Source organism: Albibacillus kandeliae, assembly GCF_003116585.1.
In the GTDB taxonomy this organism is placed as follows: Bacteria; Pseudomonadota; Alphaproteobacteria; order Rhodobacterales; family Rhodobacteraceae; genus Albibacillus; species Albibacillus kandeliae.
The window spans coordinates 65,634-84,845 of record NZ_QEHM01000002.1 but is presented as its reverse complement, the minus strand read 5'-3'; the positions used below and the strand labels follow the sequence as shown (position 1 = coordinate 84,845).

Annotated in this window: 19 protein-coding genes and 1 tRNA gene; 8 read left to right on the top strand and 12 right to left on the bottom strand. The window is 65.7% G+C overall.

Annotated features, from left to right (window positions below; all coding sequences use genetic code 11):
* Window positions 1-125 precede the first annotated feature (125 nt).
* Window positions 126-374: a transposase gene (locus DDT93_RS05655; RefSeq protein ID WP_109464843.1), complete on the top strand. Its 249-nt coding sequence runs from the start codon at window positions 126-128 to the stop codon at window positions 372-374.
* Between the two features lie 453 nt (window positions 375-827).
* On the opposite strand, the gene DDT93_RS05645 is transcribed toward DDT93_RS05655, so the two are convergent.
* The 4 genes from DDT93_RS05645 to DDT93_RS05630 all read right to left on the bottom strand — a co-directional run bounded on the left by DDT93_RS05645 (window position 828) and on the right by DDT93_RS05630 (window position 3,856).
* Window positions 828-902 (bottom strand) — tRNA-Asn (locus tag DDT93_RS05645).
* 78 nt (window positions 903-980) lie between these two features.
* Window positions 981-1,898, bottom strand: coding sequence for an MBL fold metallo-hydrolase (locus DDT93_RS05640; protein WP_109464841.1), 918 nt, complete (start codon window positions 1,896-1,898; stop codon window positions 981-983).
* Between the two features lie 82 nt (window positions 1,899-1,980).
* Window positions 1,981-2,664: a M48 family metalloprotease gene (locus tag DDT93_RS05635; protein ID WP_109464840.1), complete on the bottom strand. Its 684-nt coding sequence runs from the start codon at window positions 2,662-2,664 to the stop codon at window positions 1,981-1,983.
* A 37-nt stretch (window positions 2,665-2,701) separates the two neighbouring features.
* On the bottom strand, window positions 2,702-3,856 hold the full coding sequence (locus tag DDT93_RS05630) for a cytochrome P450 (RefSeq protein WP_109464839.1): 1,155 nt from the start codon (window positions 3,854-3,856) through the stop codon (window positions 2,702-2,704).
* A gap of 113 nt (window positions 3,857-3,969) precedes the next feature.
* Here DDT93_RS05630 and DDT93_RS05625 point away from each other — a divergent pair, with 113 nt between their 5' ends.
* Complete coding sequence (locus DDT93_RS05625) at window positions 3,970-4,458, top strand: MarR family winged helix-turn-helix transcriptional regulator (RefSeq protein WP_109464838.1); 489 nt, start codon at window positions 3,970-3,972, stop codon at window positions 4,456-4,458.
* Between the two features lie 76 nt (window positions 4,459-4,534).
* Here the strand turns inward: DDT93_RS05625 and DDT93_RS05620 are convergent, their stop codons facing one another.
* The 5 genes from DDT93_RS05620 to DDT93_RS05600 all read right to left on the bottom strand — a co-directional run bounded on the left by DDT93_RS05620 (window position 4,535) and on the right by DDT93_RS05600 (window position 8,772).
* Window positions 4,535-5,719, bottom strand: a complete 1,185-nt coding sequence (locus tag DDT93_RS05620; protein WP_109464837.1) for a vWA domain-containing protein — start codon at window positions 5,717-5,719, stop codon at window positions 4,535-4,537.
* A gap of 6 nt (window positions 5,720-5,725) precedes the next feature.
* The gene (locus DDT93_RS05615; RefSeq protein WP_109464836.1) at window positions 5,726-5,893 is read right to left on the bottom strand and encodes an apolipoprotein acyltransferase; all 168 of its coding nucleotides are present in this window, start codon (window positions 5,891-5,893) and stop codon (window positions 5,726-5,728) included.
* A gap of 35 nt (window positions 5,894-5,928) precedes the next feature.
* Window positions 5,929-7,293, bottom strand: a complete 1,365-nt coding sequence (locus tag DDT93_RS05610; protein WP_109464835.1) for a DUF2927 domain-containing protein — start codon at window positions 7,291-7,293, stop codon at window positions 5,929-5,931.
* Complete coding sequence (locus DDT93_RS05605; RefSeq protein WP_109464901.1) at window positions 7,290-7,745, bottom strand: GNAT family N-acetyltransferase; 456 nt, start codon at window positions 7,743-7,745, stop codon at window positions 7,290-7,292. Before DDT93_RS05605 ends, DDT93_RS05610 begins: the two co-directional genes overlap by 4 nt.
* A gap of 184 nt (window positions 7,746-7,929) precedes the next feature.
* Complete coding sequence (locus DDT93_RS05600) at window positions 7,930-8,772, bottom strand: AAA family ATPase (RefSeq protein ID WP_109464834.1); 843 nt, start codon at window positions 8,770-8,772, stop codon at window positions 7,930-7,932.
* 183 nt (window positions 8,773-8,955) lie between these two features.
* Here DDT93_RS05600 and dksA point away from each other — a divergent pair, with 183 nt between their 5' ends.
* Both dksA and DDT93_RS05590 read left to right on the top strand, forming a co-directional pair.
* Window positions 8,956-9,378: an RNA polymerase-binding protein DksA gene (gene dksA / locus DDT93_RS05595; protein WP_109464833.1), complete on the top strand. Its 423-nt coding sequence runs from the start codon at window positions 8,956-8,958 to the stop codon at window positions 9,376-9,378.
* 86 nt (window positions 9,379-9,464) lie between these two features.
* Window positions 9,465-10,595: an FAD-dependent monooxygenase gene (locus tag DDT93_RS05590; RefSeq protein ID WP_109464832.1), complete on the top strand. Its 1,131-nt coding sequence runs from the start codon at window positions 9,465-9,467 to the stop codon at window positions 10,593-10,595.
* A gap of 16 nt (window positions 10,596-10,611) precedes the next feature.
* Here DDT93_RS05590 and DDT93_RS05585 read toward each other — a convergent pair whose 3' ends face one another.
* Together DDT93_RS05585 and gyrA are read right to left on the bottom strand one after the other, a co-directional pair.
* On the bottom strand, window positions 10,612-10,962 hold the full coding sequence (locus DDT93_RS05585; RefSeq protein WP_109464831.1) for a DUF6614 family protein: 351 nt from the start codon (window positions 10,960-10,962) through the stop codon (window positions 10,612-10,614).
* 117 nt (window positions 10,963-11,079) lie between these two features.
* Complete coding sequence (gene gyrA, locus DDT93_RS05580) at window positions 11,080-13,809, bottom strand: DNA gyrase subunit A (RefSeq protein ID WP_109464830.1); 2,730 nt, start codon at window positions 13,807-13,809, stop codon at window positions 11,080-11,082.
* Between the two features lie 192 nt (window positions 13,810-14,001).
* Here gyrA and DDT93_RS05575 point away from each other — a divergent pair, with 192 nt between their 5' ends.
* Window positions 14,002-14,271, top strand: a complete 270-nt coding sequence (locus DDT93_RS05575) for an usg protein (RefSeq protein WP_109464829.1) — start codon at window positions 14,002-14,004, stop codon at window positions 14,269-14,271.
* A 169-nt stretch (window positions 14,272-14,440) separates the two neighbouring features.
* Window positions 14,441-15,748 (top strand): hypothetical protein, encoded by a 1,308-nt coding sequence (locus DDT93_RS05570; RefSeq protein WP_109464828.1) that lies wholly within the window; start codon window positions 14,441-14,443, stop codon window positions 15,746-15,748.
* Between the two features lie 121 nt (window positions 15,749-15,869).
* Here the strand turns inward: DDT93_RS05570 and DDT93_RS05565 are convergent, their stop codons facing one another.
* The gene (locus DDT93_RS05565; RefSeq protein ID WP_109464827.1) at window positions 15,870-16,823 is read right to left on the bottom strand and encodes a radical SAM protein; all 954 of its coding nucleotides are present in this window, start codon (window positions 16,821-16,823) and stop codon (window positions 15,870-15,872) included.
* A 171-nt stretch (window positions 16,824-16,994) separates the two neighbouring features.
* Here DDT93_RS05565 and zwf point away from each other — a divergent pair, with 171 nt between their 5' ends.
* Both zwf and pgl read left to right on the top strand, forming a co-directional pair.
* Window positions 16,995-18,455 carry a glucose-6-phosphate dehydrogenase gene (gene zwf / locus DDT93_RS05560; protein ID WP_109464826.1) on the top strand — a complete coding sequence of 487 codons (1,461 nt, stop codon included), beginning with the start codon at window positions 16,995-16,997 and terminating at the stop codon, window positions 18,453-18,455.
* Window positions 18,452-19,123, top strand: a complete 672-nt coding sequence (gene pgl, locus DDT93_RS05555; protein WP_109464825.1) for a 6-phosphogluconolactonase — start codon at window positions 18,452-18,454, stop codon at window positions 19,121-19,123. Before zwf ends, pgl begins: the two co-directional genes overlap by 4 nt.
* Window positions 19,124-19,212: the final 89 nt, after the last annotated feature.

Here is a 19,212-nt window from a genome sequence, read left to right as displayed (position 1 = left end):
TCTGAGCCCCTCACCGAAAACTGGACAGTGACGGAAGCTATGATCTGACGTCTGCTGGTCTCCAGAAACGAGGAGATCAGAACATGTTGAAACGCTGAAACCACGAAGCGGGCTTCAAGGCTCGCGTGGTGCTGGAAGCCTTGAAGGGCAAGCGCGCCGTGTCGGAGCTGGCCGCGGAATACGGTGTGCATCCGACGATGATCCATCACTGGAAGAAGGCGTTGCTGGAGGGCGCGCCGGACATCTTCGAACGCGGCGGGAAGAAGAAGGCCGAGATCGATGAGGAGACGGTGCGGTCGCTGCACGCCAAGATCGGAGAACTAGCCGTCGCCAACGTTTTTTCGCGAAAGCTCAAGCCCTGGCCCTCCAAGTGAGACGGCAGAGGATCTGGCACCTGCAGATCGAGGGGCATTCCGTGAACCAGAAACGCATCCGGACGCTGATGCGGCTCATGCGCTTGATGCCGATCTATCAGAAGTTGAACACGAGCAAGCGCGCGAAGGGGCACAAGACATACCCCTACCTGCTGGGAGGCCTGAGTTCGCATTCCCATAGAGCGGCAGTGTCTGGCCATGAGACGTAACAAACTTGGAGAACTTTACGTCTGGCGGGCTCTAATTTCATTGCCATAAAAATTCTTCATCGCCCTAGAAGCACGTTCTTGGCGATCTACTGCTTGCTCGGTTGAGGGGTATGACCACACAAACGTTTCGTCGGCACATCTTGGGTAGAAGATATGATTACAAATCCGGTGACAAGGTAGGAATCTATTGGGGTGTCTAATCTACAAAAAAACCCTCAAGTCATTAAGACTTAAGGGCTTTTTATGGCTCCGGCGGTAGGGATCGAACCTACGACCAATTGATTAACAGTCAACTGCTCTACCGCTGAGCTACGCCGGAACGGTGCGGGCGATATAGCAACGGTGTTTTGGGGGGGCAAGCACGTTTTGCCCGGTTTCCGAATTTTTTCCGATCTTCTTACGCGATCCGCTCGAAAACCGCCGTGGCGGCCAGTCTGTCTTGCGGGGAAACCAGTGATTTTCCCATAAGATCAACGAGATGAGCAAAGACATTCCGCTCGGCGGCAGGGATCAGGGCAGGGGGTGTTTCGGTGTAGATCCGCTCGGCCAGGGTGCGTGCGGTGGCCGGGCCGTCGGCCAGGGTGGCCAGAATCGAGTCCTCGCGCGAGAGGCGGTGTGCGATCAGCCAGTCGAGCCGCGCGGCGGGGGTGTCGACCGGCGCGCCGTGGCCGGGGTGGAAGACCGACCAGTCGCGCGCGCGCAGGCGGCGGCAGGAGGCCATGAAGTCGGTGAGGTCGCCATCGGGGGGAGACACCAGCGAGGTCGCCCAGCCCATCACGTGATCGGCGGTGAAGCAGGCGTCGCCCATCCCCAGCGCGATGTGGTTGCCAAGGTGCCCGGGCGTGTGGATGACCTCCAGCGCCCAGCCGTCGCCCTCGATCGTCTCGCCATCGGAGAGCGTCCGGTCGGGCGCAAAGGCATGGTCGATGCCCTCTCCGCCGCCGGCAAGGCCCGCGGCGGCCAGATCCTGCATCACCGGGCTCCGGCCGGCCTCGGGCCCGCCAAAGGCCAGCACGGGCGCGCCGGTGCGCGCCTTGAGCGGCGCGGCCAGCGGCGAATGGTCGAGGTGGCTGTGGGTCACCACGATGTGGCTGATGCGCTGCCCCGGCGCCAGCGCGGCGAGGATCGCCTCGAGGTGGGCCTCGCTCTCCGGGCCCGGGTCGATCACCGCGATGTCGCCGGTGCCCACGAGGTAGGTGTTGGTGCCCCGATAGGTCATCGGCGAGGGATTGGGCGCGACGATGCGGCGGACGCCGGGAGAGAGGTCGATGGCCTTGCCGACGTGCGGGTTGAAGTCATCCGGGGGCAGGGTCATGGAACGGTCCTTTCTGCGCGGGTCTTGCCAACTGCCCGCAGAGAATGCCGAAACCGGGCCACATGCAAGCCCCGGGGCGGGCTCAGGCCTCCCAGCGCGCCTCGAGCCGTTCCAGCGCGGCGATGCGTTCCTCGGTCTTCGGGTGGCTGACCAGCCAGGCCGGAATCGCGCCCGCCCGCTTTTGTGTCAGCGCGTCGAGCTTGCGGAACAGGGACTTCTGCGGCCCGATGCCGATCCCCGCCTTGCAGAGCAGCGCGGCGGCATAGGCGTCGGCCTCGTACTCGTCCTGACGCGACAGGCGCGCCGCCAGCAGCGAGGTCACCATCCCGGCGAGCCAGGGGCCGATCACCGGGACAAAGCGGCCCAGCACCATCATCAGCACGGTGCGGATGGCGTTCTGGCCGGAAAAGTCGATCATCCGGCGGCGCGAGTGGCCAAGGGCCACGTGGCCAAGCTCATGGGCGATGACCGAGGCCAGCTCCTCGCCGCTGACCTCGCCGCTGCGGTACTTGCGATAGAAGCCGCGGGTGATGAAGATTCGCCCGTCGGGCGCGGCGAGCCCGTTCACCGGGTCGATCTCGTAGACAAAGACCGGCACGCGCGCCACTTCGAGGCTGGCGGCAAGGCGGTCGGTCAGCCGCTTCAGCTCGGGGTCCGCCAGCTCGGTCGAGCGGGCGTCGAGTTCGCGGTGGGTCCGCCAGGCCGAGAAGCGGTAGGCGATGATCGCATAGGCGATGGCAAGCAGGATCGGGGTCAGACGCAACATGACCCAGATATGGGGTGATGCGCGCGGGCGGGCAAGCTCAGATATCCCAGGCGACGGGCATGTGAACGGGCCCGCGGAAGGCCCAGCCGCGGAAGGGCACCTCGCCTGTCAGGCGCAGGTTCGGCAGGTGGCTGAACAGCAGCGGCAGGGCGACCTCGGCGATCAGGCAGCGCGAGGCGGCGGCACCGGCGCAGAAATGCGGCCCGGCGCCGAAACTGATCGCGGCCTGGGTGTCGCGGGTCAGGTCGAACCGCTCGGGGGCATCGAAATGCGCCTCGTCCCGGCAGGCCGAGGAGAACATCAGGAACACTCGGTCCTCGGGGTCGAAGGTGACCTCCCGCACGCGGTCGGTCTGTGCCACGCGGCGCGGCGACATGCCGATGGGCGAGATCCAGCGGGCGTATTCGGCAAAGGCCTCCTGGTAGCTGTGACGCCCCTCGCGGATCAGCGCATGCTGCTCCGGATGGGTGAGCAGGGCCCAGGCGGTGCCGGCGATGGCGTCGCGCGGCTCGTTCTGGCCGCCCGAGATGATCAGCTTGATATTGGCGCGGGTGCTGTAGGCGCTCATCCCGCCCGCGATCATCACCGCAAGGGCCGAGCGCTCCGGCGGCTGCTCCCACATCTCGGTAATATGGGCGTCGATCGAGGCCGTGGCGGCGTCGCAGCGCGCCTCGATCTGCGCGTCGCCCGCATAGTTGGCACAGCCGTCGATCATCGCCTGGCTGACGTGGTCCATGTGGGCCGCCGCCATGCCGGTCAGCCCGGTGATGGCCTTCAGCGCCTCGGCCGAGACCGGCATGGCGAAATCGGTGACGAGGTCGCAGGCTCCGCGCGGTTTCAGCTCGGCAAGGATGGCCTCGGCGCGGGCGGCAAAAATCGCCTTCCAGTGCGACTGGACCGTGCGCGGGCTCAGCGCCGGAAACAGGATGCGGCGTTCCTCCATGTGCGGGGCGCCGTCCTTTCGCATCATGTTCTCGCCCATCAGCCGCGTCATCAGCCCCTCGGGCTGGAGCGAGGAGAAGGTCGCGATGCGTTTTTCCTGGGCATGGACGTCGTCGCGCCGGGTGATCAGCGTGGCACCCAGTTCCGGCACGTAGGCGATGGGCGCCTCCGCCCGCATCCGGGCCAGCGCCGGGTAGGGATCGGCGGCGAAGGCGGCGAGATCGATGTGGAATTCCGGTGCATCGGACATGGCGGTTCAGCTCCTCCCAGGCTTGACCGTTGTCATGTCAACGCCTCAATCGTTGTCATGTCAACGCATTTCTGATGTAGTGCCTGAACCACGGCAGAGGCAGACCCCGACAGATGACCGACGACGACCTTCCCGACGAGCTGTTCCTCGTCGACGTGCCCCAGTCCGAGGCGCGCACACTCAGCTTCCGCCGGGCACCCACGGTGCTGCTGACCTTTGCCGCCAACCGTTTCACCCGGCAATCCGCGCGCCTGTTCCAGGACCGCTTCGGCATCGGCGCGATGGACTGGCGCATGCTGGTGATGCTGACGCGAGAGCCCGGCAGCACGGTCAGCCACTCGGCCCGTACCATCGGCATCGACAAGGCCGCAGTGAGCCGCAGCCTGCGCCGGCTGGAAGAGAAGGGGCTGGCCGCCCCCGCGCCCGACCGGCCCACCGAGTGGTCGCTGACCGATCCGGGGCGCCGCCTGCATGCCGAGATCCTCGCGCTGGCGCTCGATCGTCAGAAGCGGCTGCTTGCGGGGCTCTCGGCCGGGGAGGTCGCGACCTTCACCAAGGCGCTCTCGCTCTTCCTGACCAATCTCGAAACCCTCGACGACTGACCGCGCAGGGCTTCTTTGGGTTGCTAAATATCCCGGGGTCCGGGGCAGCGCCCCGGCGCTTTCCGACCGCGCAAGACTAGCGGGTAAGGTCTTTCATGCCCTTCTCGAGCCCCGAGAGGGTCATGGGCACCATGTTGCCCCCGAAGATCTCCTGGATCATCTGGATCGAGTGGGTGTAGCTCCAGTACTTCTCGGGCACCGGGTTGATCCAGAGGTTCGACTTCCACTGCTCCCGCGTGCGCTGCAGCCAGACCTGGCCCGCTTCGGGGTTCCAGTGCTCGTTGGCGCCGCCCGGGTAGGCGATCTCGTAGGGGCTCATCGAGGCATCGCCGACGAAGATGCACTTGTAGTCGGGCCCGTAGGTGCGCAGCACCTCGTGGGTCGGGGTCTGCTGGTCCCAGCGGCGGCGGTTGTCGCGCCAGACGCCCTCGTAGAGGCAGTTGTGGAAGTAGAAGTACTCGAGATGCTTGAACTCGGCCCGCGCGGCCGAGAACAGCTCTTCCACCACCTTGATGTGCGGGTCCATCGAGCCGCCGACGTCGAGGAACAGCAGCACCTTCACGGCATTGCGCCGCTCGGGGCGGGTCTTGACGTCGAGGTAGCCGTGTTCGGCGGTCGAGCGGATCGTGTTGTCGAGATCCAGCTCCTCCGCCGCGCCCTCGCGGGCCCAGCGGCGCAGGCGCTTGAGCGCCACCTTGATGTTGCGGGTGCCGAGTTCGACGGTGTCGTCAAGGTTCTTGAACTCGCGCTTGTCCCAGACCTTCACGGCGCGCTGGTGGCGGCTTTCCTTCTGGCCGATACGCACGCCCTCGGGATTGTAGCCATAGGCGCCGAAGGGCGAGGTGCCGGCGGTGCCGATCCACTTGTTGCCGCCCTGGTGGCGGCCTTCCTGTTCCTTCAGCCGCTCGCGCAGCGTCTCCATCAGCTTCTCGAAGCCGCCGAGCGCCTCGATCTCGGCCTTTTCCTCGGGGGTCAGGTGCTTTTCGGCCATCTTGGCCAGCCAGTCGGCGGGGATGTCCACCGCTTCGAGCACCTGCTCGAAGCCGATCTCCTCAAGCCCCTTGAAGGAGGCGGCGAAGGCGCGGTCGAACTTGTCGATGTTGCGCTCGTCCTTCACCATCGCGGTGCGGGCGAGGTAGTAGAAGGCCTCGACGTCGTAGATCGCGATCCCCGCCTTCATGCCTTCGAGGAAGCTCAGGAACTCGCGCAGCGAGACCGGCACGCCGGATTTTCTGAGGTTTTCGAAGAAGGGCAGGAACATGGGACCTCAGATCAGCGAGCGTTCTATCACGATGGTAGCTATCATCCCCAGCAGCGCCAAGGCAATGGCGTAGCCCGCCGCGTATTGGGCGATGTCCGCCGCCTTGCCGCCCTGCCGCCGTGCGGAGAGGGCGCCGAGCATGGCGCCGATCAGGGCGCCTCCGATTACCAGCATGGTTCCTCCTCGTGCGGTCCGGGTCCCGATGGGACCTATCCGTTCCGGGCGCGCGGCGACAGTGCCGCGATGTCGCGCATCCGGGCGCGGACCGCGTAATCCGAGCCGAAGCCGTATCTTGCCCAGCCCAGACTGTCCAGCCTGACGGCCTCGGCCTCGCCGTGGCGTCCTTCGAGGTCGAGCGCCTCGGCCTTGAGCATCATCAGCGTGGACAGCAGCGCCGCGTTCTGCGCGTCGGAGGCCACGCGAAGGTGGGGTTCGATCCGCGCCAGCGCCTCTTCCCCGTTGCCGCGCGAGAGCGAAAAGGCGGCGGTCTGGGTGGCGATGAAGGCGCGATGCAGGTCGGTGCCGGGCTCGTTCTGGAGGTAGTAGAGCGCGCTGTTGAAGTGTTGCTGCGCCAGCAGCGGGTCTTCTTCCTGGATCATCCGTCCAAGGATGTAATGGGTAAAGGCGCGCCGGTGGTCCTGCCAGCCGAGGTTCTGGGCGATGCGGGCGGCGTCGGCAGCGGCGATGCGCCGCGCGGCCGGCTTGGCGCCGGGGCCGAGGGCGGTCTGGATGTCCTCGATCCACTTGCGCGGCGTGGGCGAAATGGCATGCGAGGGCTCGCTGTCGCCGCGCGGGTTCAGGCGGCTGAGGATGGCGGGCAGGCGGGCGGCGACCTCGTCCTTGCTCATCCCGCTGTAAAGCTCGGGCTGGTAGGTCGCCTTGAGGATCAGCATGTCGAAGCCGGTGAGCACCGTGTGCATGTTGTCGTCGTTGAACACCGAGTCCTGCAGGCGGTAGAGGTCGTTCAGCGGCCCGAGCGCCTGTGCCAGTTCCTCGTGCAGGCAGTCGCGGATCTCCTGCGGCGGGGCGTCGTAGGGCAGGAAGATGCCCAGCCGGTGCCTTTCGCGCAGGAGCGACCAGTTGGTCAGCGCGCGGCGCTTGTTGCGCTTGAATTCGTCGAGGCTGGAGACATTCGGGACGACGAAGCAGGCCGCGTCGGGCAGGGCGGAGCGGATCTCCTCGCGGCTGACGGCCTGGATCGTGATGCTGGCCTCGCCCTGGGAGACCTGGGTGATCGGGATACCGGCCTCGCGCCGGATGCGTTCGAGCAGCGCGGCGAGGTCGGGGCGCAGGCTCGGTGGGGCGGCGCCCTCGATCCGGAGCGTGATGGGGCCTTCGAAGCGGGTGAGGACGGGCAGGGCGCGCCCGCTCTCCAGTTCGAAATGCAGCGAGATGAAGTCGGCGGCGATGTTGGCGTTCGAGGCCACCGGGGCGCGCCCCACGGTGGCGCCGAAGCTCTTCATCGGGGGCAGGGTGCTGTCGGCGATCCGCGCCCGTGTCGGCACGTCTTCTTCGTAGTCCGTCGTGCAGGCCCCGAGCAGCAGGAGCGCGAGGAGGGCCGCGCGCGCGATCATGAACGGTTGTACTCGATGAAGGGGGTCAGGACCCCGATCCGGTCGTAGAGCTGGCGGGCGGTCGCGTTGAACTCCTGCGTCATCCAGTAGACGTCGGGGGCGCCCTTTGCGTCGGCGGCGGCGTAGACCGCCTCGATCAGCTTGCGCCCGACACCGGTGCCGCGCGCCTCGGGCACGGCGAAGAGGTCCTGCAGGTAGCAGACGTCCTCGATCTTCCAGGCGTGGCGGTGGAACAGGTAGTGGACGATGCCGAGCAGCTTGCCGTCCTGCTCGGCCACGATGCAGTTGAAGTCGCGCGGGTCGTCGCCGAGAAGGCGCGCGAAGGTGCTGTCGTAGACCTCGGGGGCGACGCTCGACTCGTAGAAGGTCAGATAGCCGGTCCAGAGCTCGGCCCATTGCGGGCGATCTTCGGCGCGAAGGGGGCGGAGCGTGAGGGGCGCAGTCTGGGTCATGCGCGGAAATTGGCAGAGCCGGGGGATCGGCTCAAGCGATTTGTCGTATTCCGCGAGGCACAGGAACGGGGTGATGCGCGGCAAAAGCCGAGATCAACAAATGGAGAAGCAGGGCAAAACTGGCGACGGATCGGAAACGCAATGCCCTGCTGCTTAGAATTTAATCTATATCGTCTATTTCAGATTAACGATTTTGACCGCGGGCCATGAAGGCCAGGCGCTCGAAGAGGTGAACGTCCTGTTCATTCTTCAGCAGCGCGCCATGCAGCTTGGGCAGCGCGTTGGCGCCGTCACGCTTGAGATCCTCGGCGGTCAGGTCCTCAGCCAGCAGCAGTTTCAGCCAGTCGAGCACCTCGGAGGTGGAGGGTTTCTTCTTCAGTCCCGAGGTCTCGCGCAGTTCGTAGAACTGGGTCAGCGCGGTGGTGAGAAGAGCCTCCTTGATGCCGGGATGGTGCACTTCGACGATCTTGCGCATGGTCTTTTCGTCGGGGAAACGGATGTAGTGGAAGAAGCAGCGGCGCAGGAAGGCGTCGGGCAGTTCTTTCTCGTTGTTGGAGGTGATGATGACGATGGGGCGCTGTTTAGCCTTGATCGTCTCGCCGGTCTCGTAGACGTAAAACTCCATCTTATCAAGTTCTTGGAGCAGGTCGTTCGGGAACTCGATATCGGCCTTGTCGATCTCGTCGATCAGCAGCACCACGCGCTCGTCGGCCTCGAAGGCCTGCCAGAGCTTGCCCTTCTTGATGTAGTTGGCGACGTCGTGCACCCGGTCGTCGCCAAGCTGGCTGTCGCGCAGGCGGCTGACGGCATCGTATTCGTAGAGACCCTGCTGGGCACGGGTCGTGGACTTGATGTTCCACTCGATCATCCGCAGGCCGAGGGCCGTTGCCACCTGGCGCGCCAGCTCGGTCTTGCCGGTGCCCGGCTCGCCCTTGACCAGCAGCGGTCGCTGCAGCGTCACGGCGGCGTTCACGGCGACCGTCAGGTCCTCGGTGGCTACGTATTCTTCGGTGCCCTGAAATCTCATGCGAATTCTGTCCTTTGTCGCCTGCGACGCTGTTAACCTTTGTTGCCCGGGCCTTTTAACCCGGACGCATCGTGATTGTGTAGTGACAATCCCGGGCCGCTCGGCTAAACGCTGCGGCATGGTGTGCCAGAAGTCCAGAGTAGTTTAATGAGCGACCTTCTTGGCGAGTCTGAGGGAGCGACAATGAAGCAGGACGTTTTCTTGCCGGAAGATTATCGGCCGGCCGAAGATGAACCCTTTATGAATGACAAGCAGGTGGAATACTTCCGCCGCAAATTGCTGAACTGGAAGCAGGAACTGCTCGCGGGAAGCCGCGATACCATCGAAGGCCTGCAGGACGGAACCCGAAACATCCCCGACGTTGCCGACCGCGCCTCTGAAGAGACCGACCGCGCGCTGGAGCTGCGGACCCGCGATCGCCAGCGCAAGCTGGTCTCCAAGATCGACGCCGCGCTGCGCCGCATCGAAGAGGGCGAATACGGCTACTGCCAGGTCACCGGCGAGCCCATCTCGCTCAAGCGCCTCGATGCCCGCCCGATCGCGACCATGAGCCTGGAAGCGCAGGAGCGCCACGAGCGCCGCGAAAAGGTTCATCGCGACGAGTGATCGCGACCGCCGACCGGAACAGTCGGTTCAGGACTTTGTAACGCCGGGGCCGGCCGCTCCGGCGTTTTGTTTTTCGCGGAGGGGCAATGGCTTTGAACGGGCGCGAGATCGCGGTTCTCGGGGCGGGGATCGGCGGGCTGTGTGCGGCGCTGGCGCTGGTGCGGCGCGGCGCGCGCGTGCAGGTACTGGAGCAGGCCCCGGCGCTGACCGAGGTCGGTGCGGGCATTCAGATCAGCCAGAACGGCATGACGGTGCTGCGCGCGCTGGAGGTCTTCGGTTCGGAGGTGCCCGCGGTGCGCTCGGGCGGGGTGGAACTGCGCGACTGGCGCAGCGACCGGCCGGTTCTGCGCATCGCGCCGCCGCGCGCCGGGCCGACGTGGTTCTTTCATCGGGCCGACCTGCTGGCGGCGCTGGAGCGCGCGGCGCGGGACGCCGGGGTGGTGCTGTCGCTGGGACAACGGGCCGAGGGGCTGGAGATTACGGGCGACGTAGCGCGGCTGCGCCTGGCCGATGGCAGCCGTGTCGAGACCGGTTGCCTGATCGCGGCGGACGGGGTGCGTGGCGTGGCGCGGGCGGTGGTGGCCGACCCCGGCCCGGCGCGGTTTACCGGGCAGGTCGCCTGGCGGGCGGTGGTGCCGGTCGCGGCGCCGGAGGGCGGGCCGGCGGTGGTGAGCATGGGACCGGGGCGGCATGTGGTGACCTACCCGCTGCGCGGCGGAACGGTGACCAACCTCGTCGCGGTCGAGGAGCGGCGCGACTGGACCGGGGAGAGCTGGCGCCAGTCGGGCGACCCCGCCGAGCTGCGGCGGCGGTTTGGCGGCTTCGGTGGTGCGACCGGGCGGGTGCTGTCGGAGGTGCGCGAGGCGCATCTCTGGGCGCTGCACCTGCACCCGGTGGCACCGCGCTGGCACCGGGGGCCGGTTGCCCTGCTGGGGGATGCGGCGCACCCGACGCTGCCCTTCATGGCGCAGGGCGCGTGCCTGGCCATCGAGGACGCATGGGTTCTGGCCGAGAGCCTGGAGCAGACTGGGGATTTCGCGCGCTACGAGGCCCTGCGCCGCCCGCGTGCCGAACGGGTGGTTGCGGCGGCGGCGGGGAACGCTTGGAAGTTTCACCTGCGGTCGCCGATCCGGGAGGTGGCGCAGATTGCACTGCGGTTGGGCGGACGGTTCGCGCCGGATTTCGACTGGATCTACGGCCACGACGTGACCCGCTGACAAGGCGGCAGCACCCTCACACCAGCGCCATGCGTTCGGCGCGCTCTGGGTCGGGGAAGGGGCGGTAGAGGGCGAAGGCGGCCTCGGCCACGAGGCCGTGCACCGCGTTGTGCAGGGTCTCTACCTCTTCATCATGGGTGCCGGCCAGCCGGAAGGCGCGGTCGAGCTGTGCGAGGTCCTCCACCTCGATCTCGAGCAGGAAGTCGCGAAAACTGTCCGAGGCGAGGTTGAGCTTGCGCCGGAGCAGGCGCCATGACGCGATCACGCCGCGTGCCTTGAGAAAACCCATCCAGTCGTCGACGGCCTTGGCAAAGGCCAGCGCCTTGGCGTCGTCGCGCAGGGTGATCTGGCAACAGTAGAGGTTCATGTCCCGCGCTCCTCCTCGGTAGGCGGGAGCATGGGGCAGGGACATTACCTTCTGGTTAACGAGAAAGGCCCCGGGGGTTCTTCCCGGGGCCTTTGAACTTGATGTCGGAGGGGAGGATTACTCCTCTGCCGCCTCGTCCTCGTCGTTCTCGGCGATCCAGGCCACCGAGACGACTTCCTCGCCCTTGGCGGTGTTGAACACCCGGACCCCGCCCGCGCTGCGCGAGCGGAAGGAGATGCCATCGACCGGGACCCGGATCGACTGGCCGTTGGAGGTGGCCAGCATGATCTGGTCGTCCATCTCGACCGGGAAGGAGGCCACCAGAGCGCCGCCGCGCATCGCCTTGTCCATCGCGGCCACGCCCATGCCACCGCGCCCGCGTACCGGGTAGTCGTGGCTGGAGCTGAGCTTGCCCGATCCGTTGGCCGTGATGGTCAGGATCAGGTTCTCTGCCGCCGACATCTCGGCATAGCGCTCGGGGGGCAGCAGGCTGTCGGCATTGCCTTCTTCCTCGTCCGTTTCGCCTTCCTCGGTGACGCCGGCCATCAGGCGGCGCATCTTGAGGTAGCTGGCGCGCTCGTCCGAGGTGGCGTCGAAGTGGCGGATCACCGACATCGATACGACCTTGTCGCCGTTGCTCAGGCGGATACCGCGCACACCGGTCGAGTCGCGGCCCTTGAACACGCGGACCTCGGTGGTCGGGAAGCGGATCGCCCGGCCGGAGTCGGTGATCAGCATCACGTCGTCCTCTTCGGAGCAGATGCGCGCGTTGACCAGTTCCACGCCCTCGGGCAGCTTCATCGCGATCTTGCCGTTGCGCTTGACGTTGGTGAAGTCGGAGAGCGCGTTGCGGCGGACGTCGCCGCCGGAGGTGGCGAAGAAGATCTGCAGGTCGTCCCAGTGTTCCTCGTCGCGGTCCACCGGCATGATGGCGGCGATCGAGACACCCGAGGGGATCGGCAGGATGTTGATCACGGCCTTGCCCTTGGCGGTCCGGCCACCCTGCGGCAGGCGCCAGGTCTTGAGCTTGTAGACCATGCCGTCGGTGGTGAAGAACAGCAGTTGGGTATGGGTATTGGCGACGAAGAGCGTGGTGACCACGTCGTCGTCCTTGGTCTGCATCCCCGAGAGACCCTTGCCGCCGCGCTTCTGGGCGCGGAAGTCGGCCAGCGGGGTCCGCTTGATCCAGCCGGATTGGGTGACAGTCACCACCATGTCCTCGCGCTCGATCAGGTCCTCGTCGTCCATGTCGCCGGCCCAGTCGACGATCTCGGTCCGGCGCGGCACGGCGAAGAGCTCGCGCACTTCGCGCAGCTCGTCGGCGATGATGCCCATGATGCGTTCGCGCGAGCCGAGGATCTCGAGGTATTCCTTGATCTTGCCGGCCAGTTCCTCGAGCTCGTCCGTCACTTCCTTGACGCCGAGCTGGGTCAGGCGCTGGAGGCGGAGTTCGAGGATCGCGCGCACCTGCACCTCGGAGAGGTTGTAGGTGCCGTCGTCGTTCATGGTGTGGGTCGGATCGTCGATCAGCTGGATGTAGGGCGCGATGTCCGAGGCGGGCCAGCGGCGTTCCATCAGCTTTTCACGCGCTTCGGCGGCGTCGGCGGAGGCACGGATGGTGGCGACCACCTCGTCCACGTTCGAGACCGCGACGGCGAGGCCGCAGAGGATATGCGCCCGTTCACGCGCCTTGCGCAGCAGGTAGGCGGTGCGGCGTGCCACCACTTCCTCGCGGAAGTCGATGAAGCAGGTCAGGAAGCGGCGCAGCGTCAGCGTCTCGGGACGGCCGCCGTTCAGCGCCAGCATGTTGCAGCCGAAGGAGGTCTGCATCGGGGTGAAGCGGAACAGCTGGTTCAGCACCACCTCGGCGGTGGCGTCACGCTTGAGCTCGACCACCACGCGCACGCCGTTGCGGTCGGATTCGTCCTGCACGTGGGCGACGCCCTCGATCCGCTTCTCGCGCACGGCCTCGGCGATCTTCTCGATCATCGAGGCCTTGTTCACCTGATAGGGGATCTCGTCCACGACGATGGCCCAGCGGTCCTTGCGCAGTTCCTCGGTGCGGGTCTTGGAGCGGATGATCACGCTGCCGCGGCCTTCGAGGTAGGCTTTGCGGGCGCCGGAGCGGCCCAGCATGATGCCGCCGGTCGGAAAGTCCGGGCCGGGCACGTATTCGATCAGCTGCTCGGAGGTGAGGTCCGGGTCTTCGATCAGCGCGAGGCAGGCATCCACCACTTCGCCCAGGTTATGGGGCGGGATGTTGGTGGCCATGCCGACGGCGATGCCGCCCGCGCCGTTGACCAGCATGTTGGGGAAGCGCGCCGGAAGAACGGTGGGTTCCCGGTCCTTGCCGTCGTAGTTGTCCTGGAAATCGACCGTTTCCTTGTCAATGTCGGCGAGCATGTAGGCCGCCGGCTTGTCCATGCGGACCTCGGTGTATCGCATGGCCGCGGCGCTGTCGCCGTCCATCGAGCCGAAGTTGCCCTGACCGTCGAGCAGGGGCAGGGACATGGAAAAGTCCTGCGCCATCCGCACGAGGGCGTCGTAAATCGCCGAATCGCCGTGCGGGTGGTATTTCCCCATGACGTCGCCGACCGGGCGCGCGGACTTGCGGTAGGGCTTGTCGTGCGTGTTTCCGGTCTCGTGCATCGCGTAGAGGATGCGCCGGTGCACAGGTTTCAGGCCGTCCCGAAGATCCGGAATCGCTCGGCTGACGATGACCGACATGGCGTAGTCCAGGTAGGACGTGCGCATCTCGGACTCGATGGACACCGTCGGCCCATCGTAGGTCGAACGTGTCACCGGGATTTCATCATCGTTTTCAGGGGGTTCTGGCGTGTCGCTCACGTCGGCTGCCCGTTCTTTGTGCGTAGCTACATATTGTGGGGGGACTTTAGCAGACACCGCATATGAGGTGCAATGCCTGCCGGGCCAACACTTTGGCAGCCACCGAGGTTAAGTGCTAACACACTGTTTTTGTTGATTTATGGGGATTCGATTTCACAATGGTTTCATACAGGCACAATGAAGGGGTTACAAATGGATATGAGTGAAACCGAGTTGATGCTGCGCGGGTACGGGCTGACAACGGCGGAATTCTTCTACCGGATGCCCGACTACCAGAGCGTTCTGAACAGCTTCGTCTGGCAGGACTACGACATCGCGCCGGACCATCCAAAGCTGTTCGGCTTCGTCGAGTTCTGGCAGCGCGAGATCGACGGGCCGCTGCATTCGGTGCGCTTCACGCACCGCAAGCTGATCGGCCCGGGCGAATGGCAGAACGTGGTCGGAGAGTTCACGCTGCACTAGGACGTGCGACCGGCGGAAAGGCAACAGCGCGCGGCGAACGCACCGCGCCCGCTCTGCTTGCGGTTGCTGAGGGCCGCGACGCAGCCTAGCCTTTGACGAATAGATGGCGTGCGGGAGGCAGTCCCGGACAACGCGCCCGGATGTTGCATTCTATTCGAGCAGGTGAGGCATGCGCACAACCTATTACGGAACCCTGGCCGACGACATTTTCGAGGCCGCTGACGAAGTCCGCGAGAGCTTCTACGGCAGAGGCGGGGACGACAAGTTTACCCTCTACCACCATGTCGGGGAGGAGGATCTGTTTACCCACGGCCCCAAGGCGGACCTGTCGGACCGCTTCTTTGGCGGCAACGGCGACGACTGGCTGGGCTCGCTCTACATGGAGTTCACCGGGGATGAAACGGACCTGGCCGACTATGCCGCGCTGAGTTTCGACGCCGGTAATGGCTACGATACGATTTCCTCGGTCATCCTCGTCACCATCGGCTTCGAGAACACCTCGGCAGAGACGCTGGACCTGACGGAGATCAAGACCAGCGCGATCTCGATCGAGCACTGGGATTATGACGTCTATCTCAACCTGAACCGTCTGCTGAAGAACTTTACCATCGAGGGCGGCGACACCGCCGAGACGCTGCGCATCGACGACAGCCTCATCGAAGAGAGCACCGGTGCGCTGAACCTGCTGGTCGATACCAAGGGCGGGAACGACAAGGTCAACTACGATTCCCTGATCGATCTGGCCAGCGTCGAGATCCTGACCGGGGCGGGCAAGGACCGGGTCAACCTGTCGACTGCGGGCGAGGTCGACAGCGTCGATATCCGCACCGGCGGTCAGCGCGATATCGTTTCCTTCTTTGCCAGGGAAGACGCCCCCAAGGTGTCGATCTCGCTGGGCGGCGGCAACGACAAGTTCACCTTTGCGGCGGACTGGGACGTCTCCGTCTCGATCGAGATCGACGGCGGCAAGGGCAAGGATACGGTGATCATCCAGGGCTCGTCCGTGTCCTATCCCGACGGGCTGGACGCCATCGTGCGGACCGGGCAGGGCAACGACACCATCGTGCTGGAAGGGATGCATTCCGAGCAGGTCTTTGCGGGCGGCGGGAATGACGACATCTACGTGCTGACCGGCAGCTTCCAGAACGCGGCGGACGTGATCCGGACGGGCGGCGGCTCGGACCGGGTGTTCCTCGAACTCGACGGTTACTCCAAGGTGGCCGAAATCCTCGACTTCTCGGTGGCCGACGACGTGATCGTCTTCGACAAGGCCGAGAACACCGCCACCTTGCCGCGCCTGACCGACGTGACCTTCGACGTCGATGTCTGGCAGGACGCGCTCGACCTGGGCGAGAAGGTGCTCTTCATGGATAACGACGCGGGCGAGCTCTATTACGGGGACAACGTGATGGCGAGCTTTGGCGGATCGGTTTCGCTGACCGAGGACAACTTCCTGACCGGCTTCTGGGACTACTGATCGTCGTCAGAACGCCCCTCTGAACCATGCGGCCCGCCTATCCTGAAGGGCGGGCCGTTCTCGTTTGGCGCGGTGTTTCGCAGGCGACCGGGATCATTGCCCCGACTTGACCGCTCAGGGCTCAGCCCGAGCAGCTGGCTCCGCCGAGCACGCAGAACTTGGCGCAGTGGGGGTGGTTCAGGTAGACGTCGCGCTCGGCCTCGGCGAGGGTCGTGCCCAGTTCGAACTGCGCGTCGTAGGGCAGCAGGGTGCAGGCCAGCACGGCGGGCCGCGCGGCGCCCCGGCGCTTGACCACCATGCGGGAGGAGGCGCACATCACGCTGTCGGGGGATTTCTTGAGGATGCCCCAGCAGGCGGTGGTGATCTCGGGGACCGGCACGGCCTCGTCCATCTCGGGGAACAGGACCGTCTCGGCCGGGTTCTCGGGGTCGATGTCGAGGCTGTGGCGTACAAAGAGCTCGGCAAAGCCGCGGCGGGTCTGCGCCTCGTCGTCGCTCCAGAGCGTGCGCCCGGCCACTGCCATGCGGATGCCGGCATCGCGCAGCCACATCATGCCCTCGAGCGTCTTGTCGTAGCTTCCTGCGCCGCGTTCCTCGTCGTGGTGGGCGCGTTCGAAGTGGTCGAGCGAAACCCGCAGGGTGAGGCGGTTGCCGAAATCCTTCTGCAGGTCGGCGAGCCCGGCGCGCACGCGCGGGCGCATCATCGGCTGCATCGCGTTGGTCAGGATCAGCACCTCGTAGCCGCGCTTGAGGCTGCGGCGGGCCATCTCGATCATCGCAGGGTTCATGAAGGGCTCGCCCCCGGTGAACCCGATCTCGCGGATCGGCCAGTCGCGCGCCTCGATCTGGTCGAGGTAGTCCGAGACCTCGTCGGCGGAGAGGTAGACCAGCGAGTCATTGGTCGGGCTGCTGTCGATGTAGCAGTTGGCGCAGGTGATGTTGCAGAGCGTGCCGGTGTTGAACCAGAGGGTTTCCGCGTGCGACAGGGCAACGGAGGCACGGGGTGCCCCGTCCGCGGTCACCAGCGGGTCCTGGAACTTGCCCGAATTGCCTGAATTCTCGCCGAGATCTTTCATTTCGCAGTCCTGACGGTAGCGCCGAACCACGATGTATCCTATGCCTTTGAAAAAGTAAAAGACGACCGTTCGTCGCTTACAGAGTTGTGAAACCGCATGAGAGGCGTGGACTGTTTGCGCTAACATGGGTTAGAAGGCCGGCAACGGACGGGACAGCACAGGGACACTCCGATGGTATCGCGCGTCATACCGGTAGATCCATTCGACCTGATCATTTTCGGGGGCACCGGGGATCTTGCCCGGCGCAAGATCCTCCCCGCGCTGTTCCGGCGCTATTGTGCGGGGCAGATGCCCTTCGAGGCGCGGATCATCGGGGCCGCGCGCTCGGAGCACGATGCGGAGGAGTACCGGGCCTTTGCCTCGGATGCGATCCGGGAATTCGCGGTCGGGACCTATTCGGCCGATGCGTTGAGCGAGTTCCTGTCGCGACTCGACTACGTCACGATCGACGCCATGGGCGACCTCGGCTGGGAGGAACTGGCCGGGAAGCTGACCGAGGCGCGGGTGCGGGCGTTCTACTTCTCGGTGGGGCCGGGCCTGTTCGGGGAACTGGCCGAACGCATCCACGCCTATGGCATGGCGAGCAAGGAGACGCGCATCGTGGTCGAGAAGCCCTTTGGGCATGACCTGACCACGGCGCAGGCGCTGAACGCCACGCTGGCGGCGCACTTCCCGGAAAGTCAGGTCTACCGGATCGACCATTACCTCGGGAAGGAAACGGTGCAGAACCTGATGGCGGTCCGCTTTGGCAACATGCTGTTCGAGCCGCTTTGGAATGCCCAGTACGTGGATCACATCCAGATCACCGTGGCCGAGACCGTCGGGGTCGGTGGCCGGGGCGAGTATTACGACAAGTCCGGCGCCATGCGGGACATGATGCAGAACCACCTGATGCAGCTGCTCTGCCTGATCGCGATGGAACCGCCGGCGCAGTTCGAGCCCGATGCGGTGCGCGACGAGAAGCTCAAGGTGATCCGGGCGCTCGATGCGGTCCAGCCCCATCACATCGTGCGGGGACAGTATGATGCGGTGCCGGGCGATGACGGGCATCCGAGCTATCGCGAGGCGGTGGACAACCCGCGTTCGCGCACCGAGAGCTATGTGGCGCTGAAGACCCATATCAGCAACTGGCGGTGGGCGGGCACCCCGTTCTACCTGCGCACCGGCAAGCGGCTGAAGGCGCGGTCGAGCGTGATCAACGTGATGTTCAAGAACACGCCGCACTCGATCTTTGGTGAGGACGCGGGGCAGCACGCCAACGTGCTGTCGATCCGGCTGCAGCCGAACGAGGGGATCACCCTGCAGGTGACGATCAAGGAACCGGGGCCGGGGGGGATGCGCCTGATCGACGTGCCGCTGGACATGACCTTTTCCGAGGCGCTGGGGCCGGAGGATGCCGATTTCCCGGATGCCTACGAGCGACTGATCATGGACGTGATCCGGGGCAACCAGACGCTGTTCATGCGCGGTGACGAGGTCGAGGCCGCCTGGGCCTGGACCGATCCGATCATCGCGGGCTGGGAGGCGCGCAACGACGTGCCCAAGCCCTATGAGAGCGGCAGCGTGGGACCGCGCGACGCCGACCTGCTGATCGAGCGGGATAAGCGGAGCTGGAGGGGGATCACCCCATGAACCTGATCGAGTATTCCGACGAGGACATGCTGGCCATCGGGCTGGCCAACGTGCTGGTTGGTCAGCTGGAAAACACCCTGTTCAACAACGAGCGTGCCTCTTTCGCGGTGCCGGGCGGCACCACGCCGGGGCCGGTGTTCGATGCCATGAGCGGCGTCAACCTCGACTGGAGCCGGGTCCATGTGCTGCCCACCGACGAGCGCTGGGTGCCCGAGGATCACGACCGGTCCAACGCGCGGCTGATCCGCTCGCGCCTGCTGACGGACCGGGCGGCAGGGGCGCGGTTCATCTCGCTCTACCGAGAGGGGGTGACGCCGGAGATGGCGGCGCTGGTGATTGCCGAGGAGCTGGAGGCGGAGTTGCCGATCTCGGTGCTGCTGCTGGGCATGGGGGGCGACATGCATACCGCCTCGCTGTTTCCGGGGGCGCCGGGGCTGCTGGAGGCGCTGGCGGGGGATGCACCTGCGGTGGCGGTGCTGCGGCCCGAGACCCAGCCGGAGCCGCGGATCAGCCTGACGGCGCGGGCGCTGGAGGGGGCGATGTCTAAGCATCTGGTAATCACCGGGGCGGCCAAGCGCGAGGCGCTGGAACGCGCGATGCGGCTGCCGCCCGAAGAGGCGCCGGTGCAGGCGGTTCTGGGCGACATCACGGTGCACTGGGCGGAATGACGCGACACGGCAACGATGGTGGCTGTGCGTTTCGCAATTTCGTGCCATTCGTGATGCCAGACCTGACGTTACAGTGATTTGGGAAGGAA

What these genes read in the sequence shown, in the direction of transcription:
- DDT93_RS05570 (WP_109464828.1), top strand. Translation starts at nt 14,441, where the DNA reads ATGCGCACAACCTATTACGGAACCCTGGCCGACGACATTTTCGAGGCC.
- DDT93_RS05575 (WP_109464829.1), top strand. Translation starts at nt 14,002, where the DNA reads ATGGATATGAGTGAAACCGAGTTGATGCTGCGCGGGTACGGGCTGACA.
- DDT93_RS05590 (WP_109464832.1), top strand. Translation starts at nt 9,465, where the DNA reads ATGGCTTTGAACGGGCGCGAGATCGCGGTTCTCGGGGCGGGGATCGGC.
- DDT93_RS05630 (WP_109464839.1), bottom strand. Translation starts at nt 3,856, where the DNA reads ATGTCCGATGCACCGGAATTCCACATCGATCTCGCCGCCTTCGCCGCC.
- DDT93_RS05610 (WP_109464835.1), bottom strand. Translation starts at nt 7,293, where the DNA reads ATGATCGCGCGCGCGGCCCTCCTCGCGCTCCTGCTGCTCGGGGCCTGC.
- DDT93_RS05585 (WP_109464831.1), bottom strand. Translation starts at nt 10,962, where the DNA reads ATGAACCTCTACTGTTGCCAGATCACCCTGCGCGACGACGCCAAGGCG.
- DDT93_RS05615 (WP_109464836.1), bottom strand. Translation starts at nt 5,893, where the DNA reads ATGCTGGTAATCGGAGGCGCCCTGATCGGCGCCATGCTCGGCGCCCTC.
- DDT93_RS05635 (WP_109464840.1), bottom strand. Translation starts at nt 2,664, where the DNA reads ATGTTGCGTCTGACCCCGATCCTGCTTGCCATCGCCTATGCGATCATC.
- dksA (WP_109464833.1), top strand. Translation starts at nt 8,956, where the DNA reads ATGAAGCAGGACGTTTTCTTGCCGGAAGATTATCGGCCGGCCGAAGAT.
- DDT93_RS05640 (WP_109464841.1), bottom strand. Translation starts at nt 1,898, where the DNA reads ATGACCCTGCCCCCGGATGACTTCAACCCGCACGTCGGCAAGGCCATC.
- DDT93_RS05625 (WP_109464838.1), top strand. Translation starts at nt 3,970, where the DNA reads ATGACCGACGACGACCTTCCCGACGAGCTGTTCCTCGTCGACGTGCCC.
- zwf (WP_109464826.1), top strand. Translation starts at nt 16,995, where the DNA reads ATGGTATCGCGCGTCATACCGGTAGATCCATTCGACCTGATCATTTTC.
- DDT93_RS05620 (WP_109464837.1), bottom strand. Translation starts at nt 5,719, where the DNA reads ATGTTCCTGCCCTTCTTCGAAAACCTCAGAAAATCCGGCGTGCCGGTC.
- DDT93_RS05565 (WP_109464827.1), bottom strand. Translation starts at nt 16,823, where the DNA reads ATGAAAGATCTCGGCGAGAATTCAGGCAATTCGGGCAAGTTCCAGGAC.
- pgl (WP_109464825.1), top strand. Translation starts at nt 18,452, where the DNA reads ATGAACCTGATCGAGTATTCCGACGAGGACATGCTGGCCATCGGGCTG.
- DDT93_RS05600 (WP_109464834.1), bottom strand. Translation starts at nt 8,772, where the DNA reads ATGAGATTTCAGGGCACCGAAGAATACGTAGCCACCGAGGACCTGACG.
- DDT93_RS05605 (WP_109464901.1), bottom strand. Translation starts at nt 7,745, where the DNA reads ATGACCCAGACTGCGCCCCTCACGCTCCGCCCCCTTCGCGCCGAAGAT.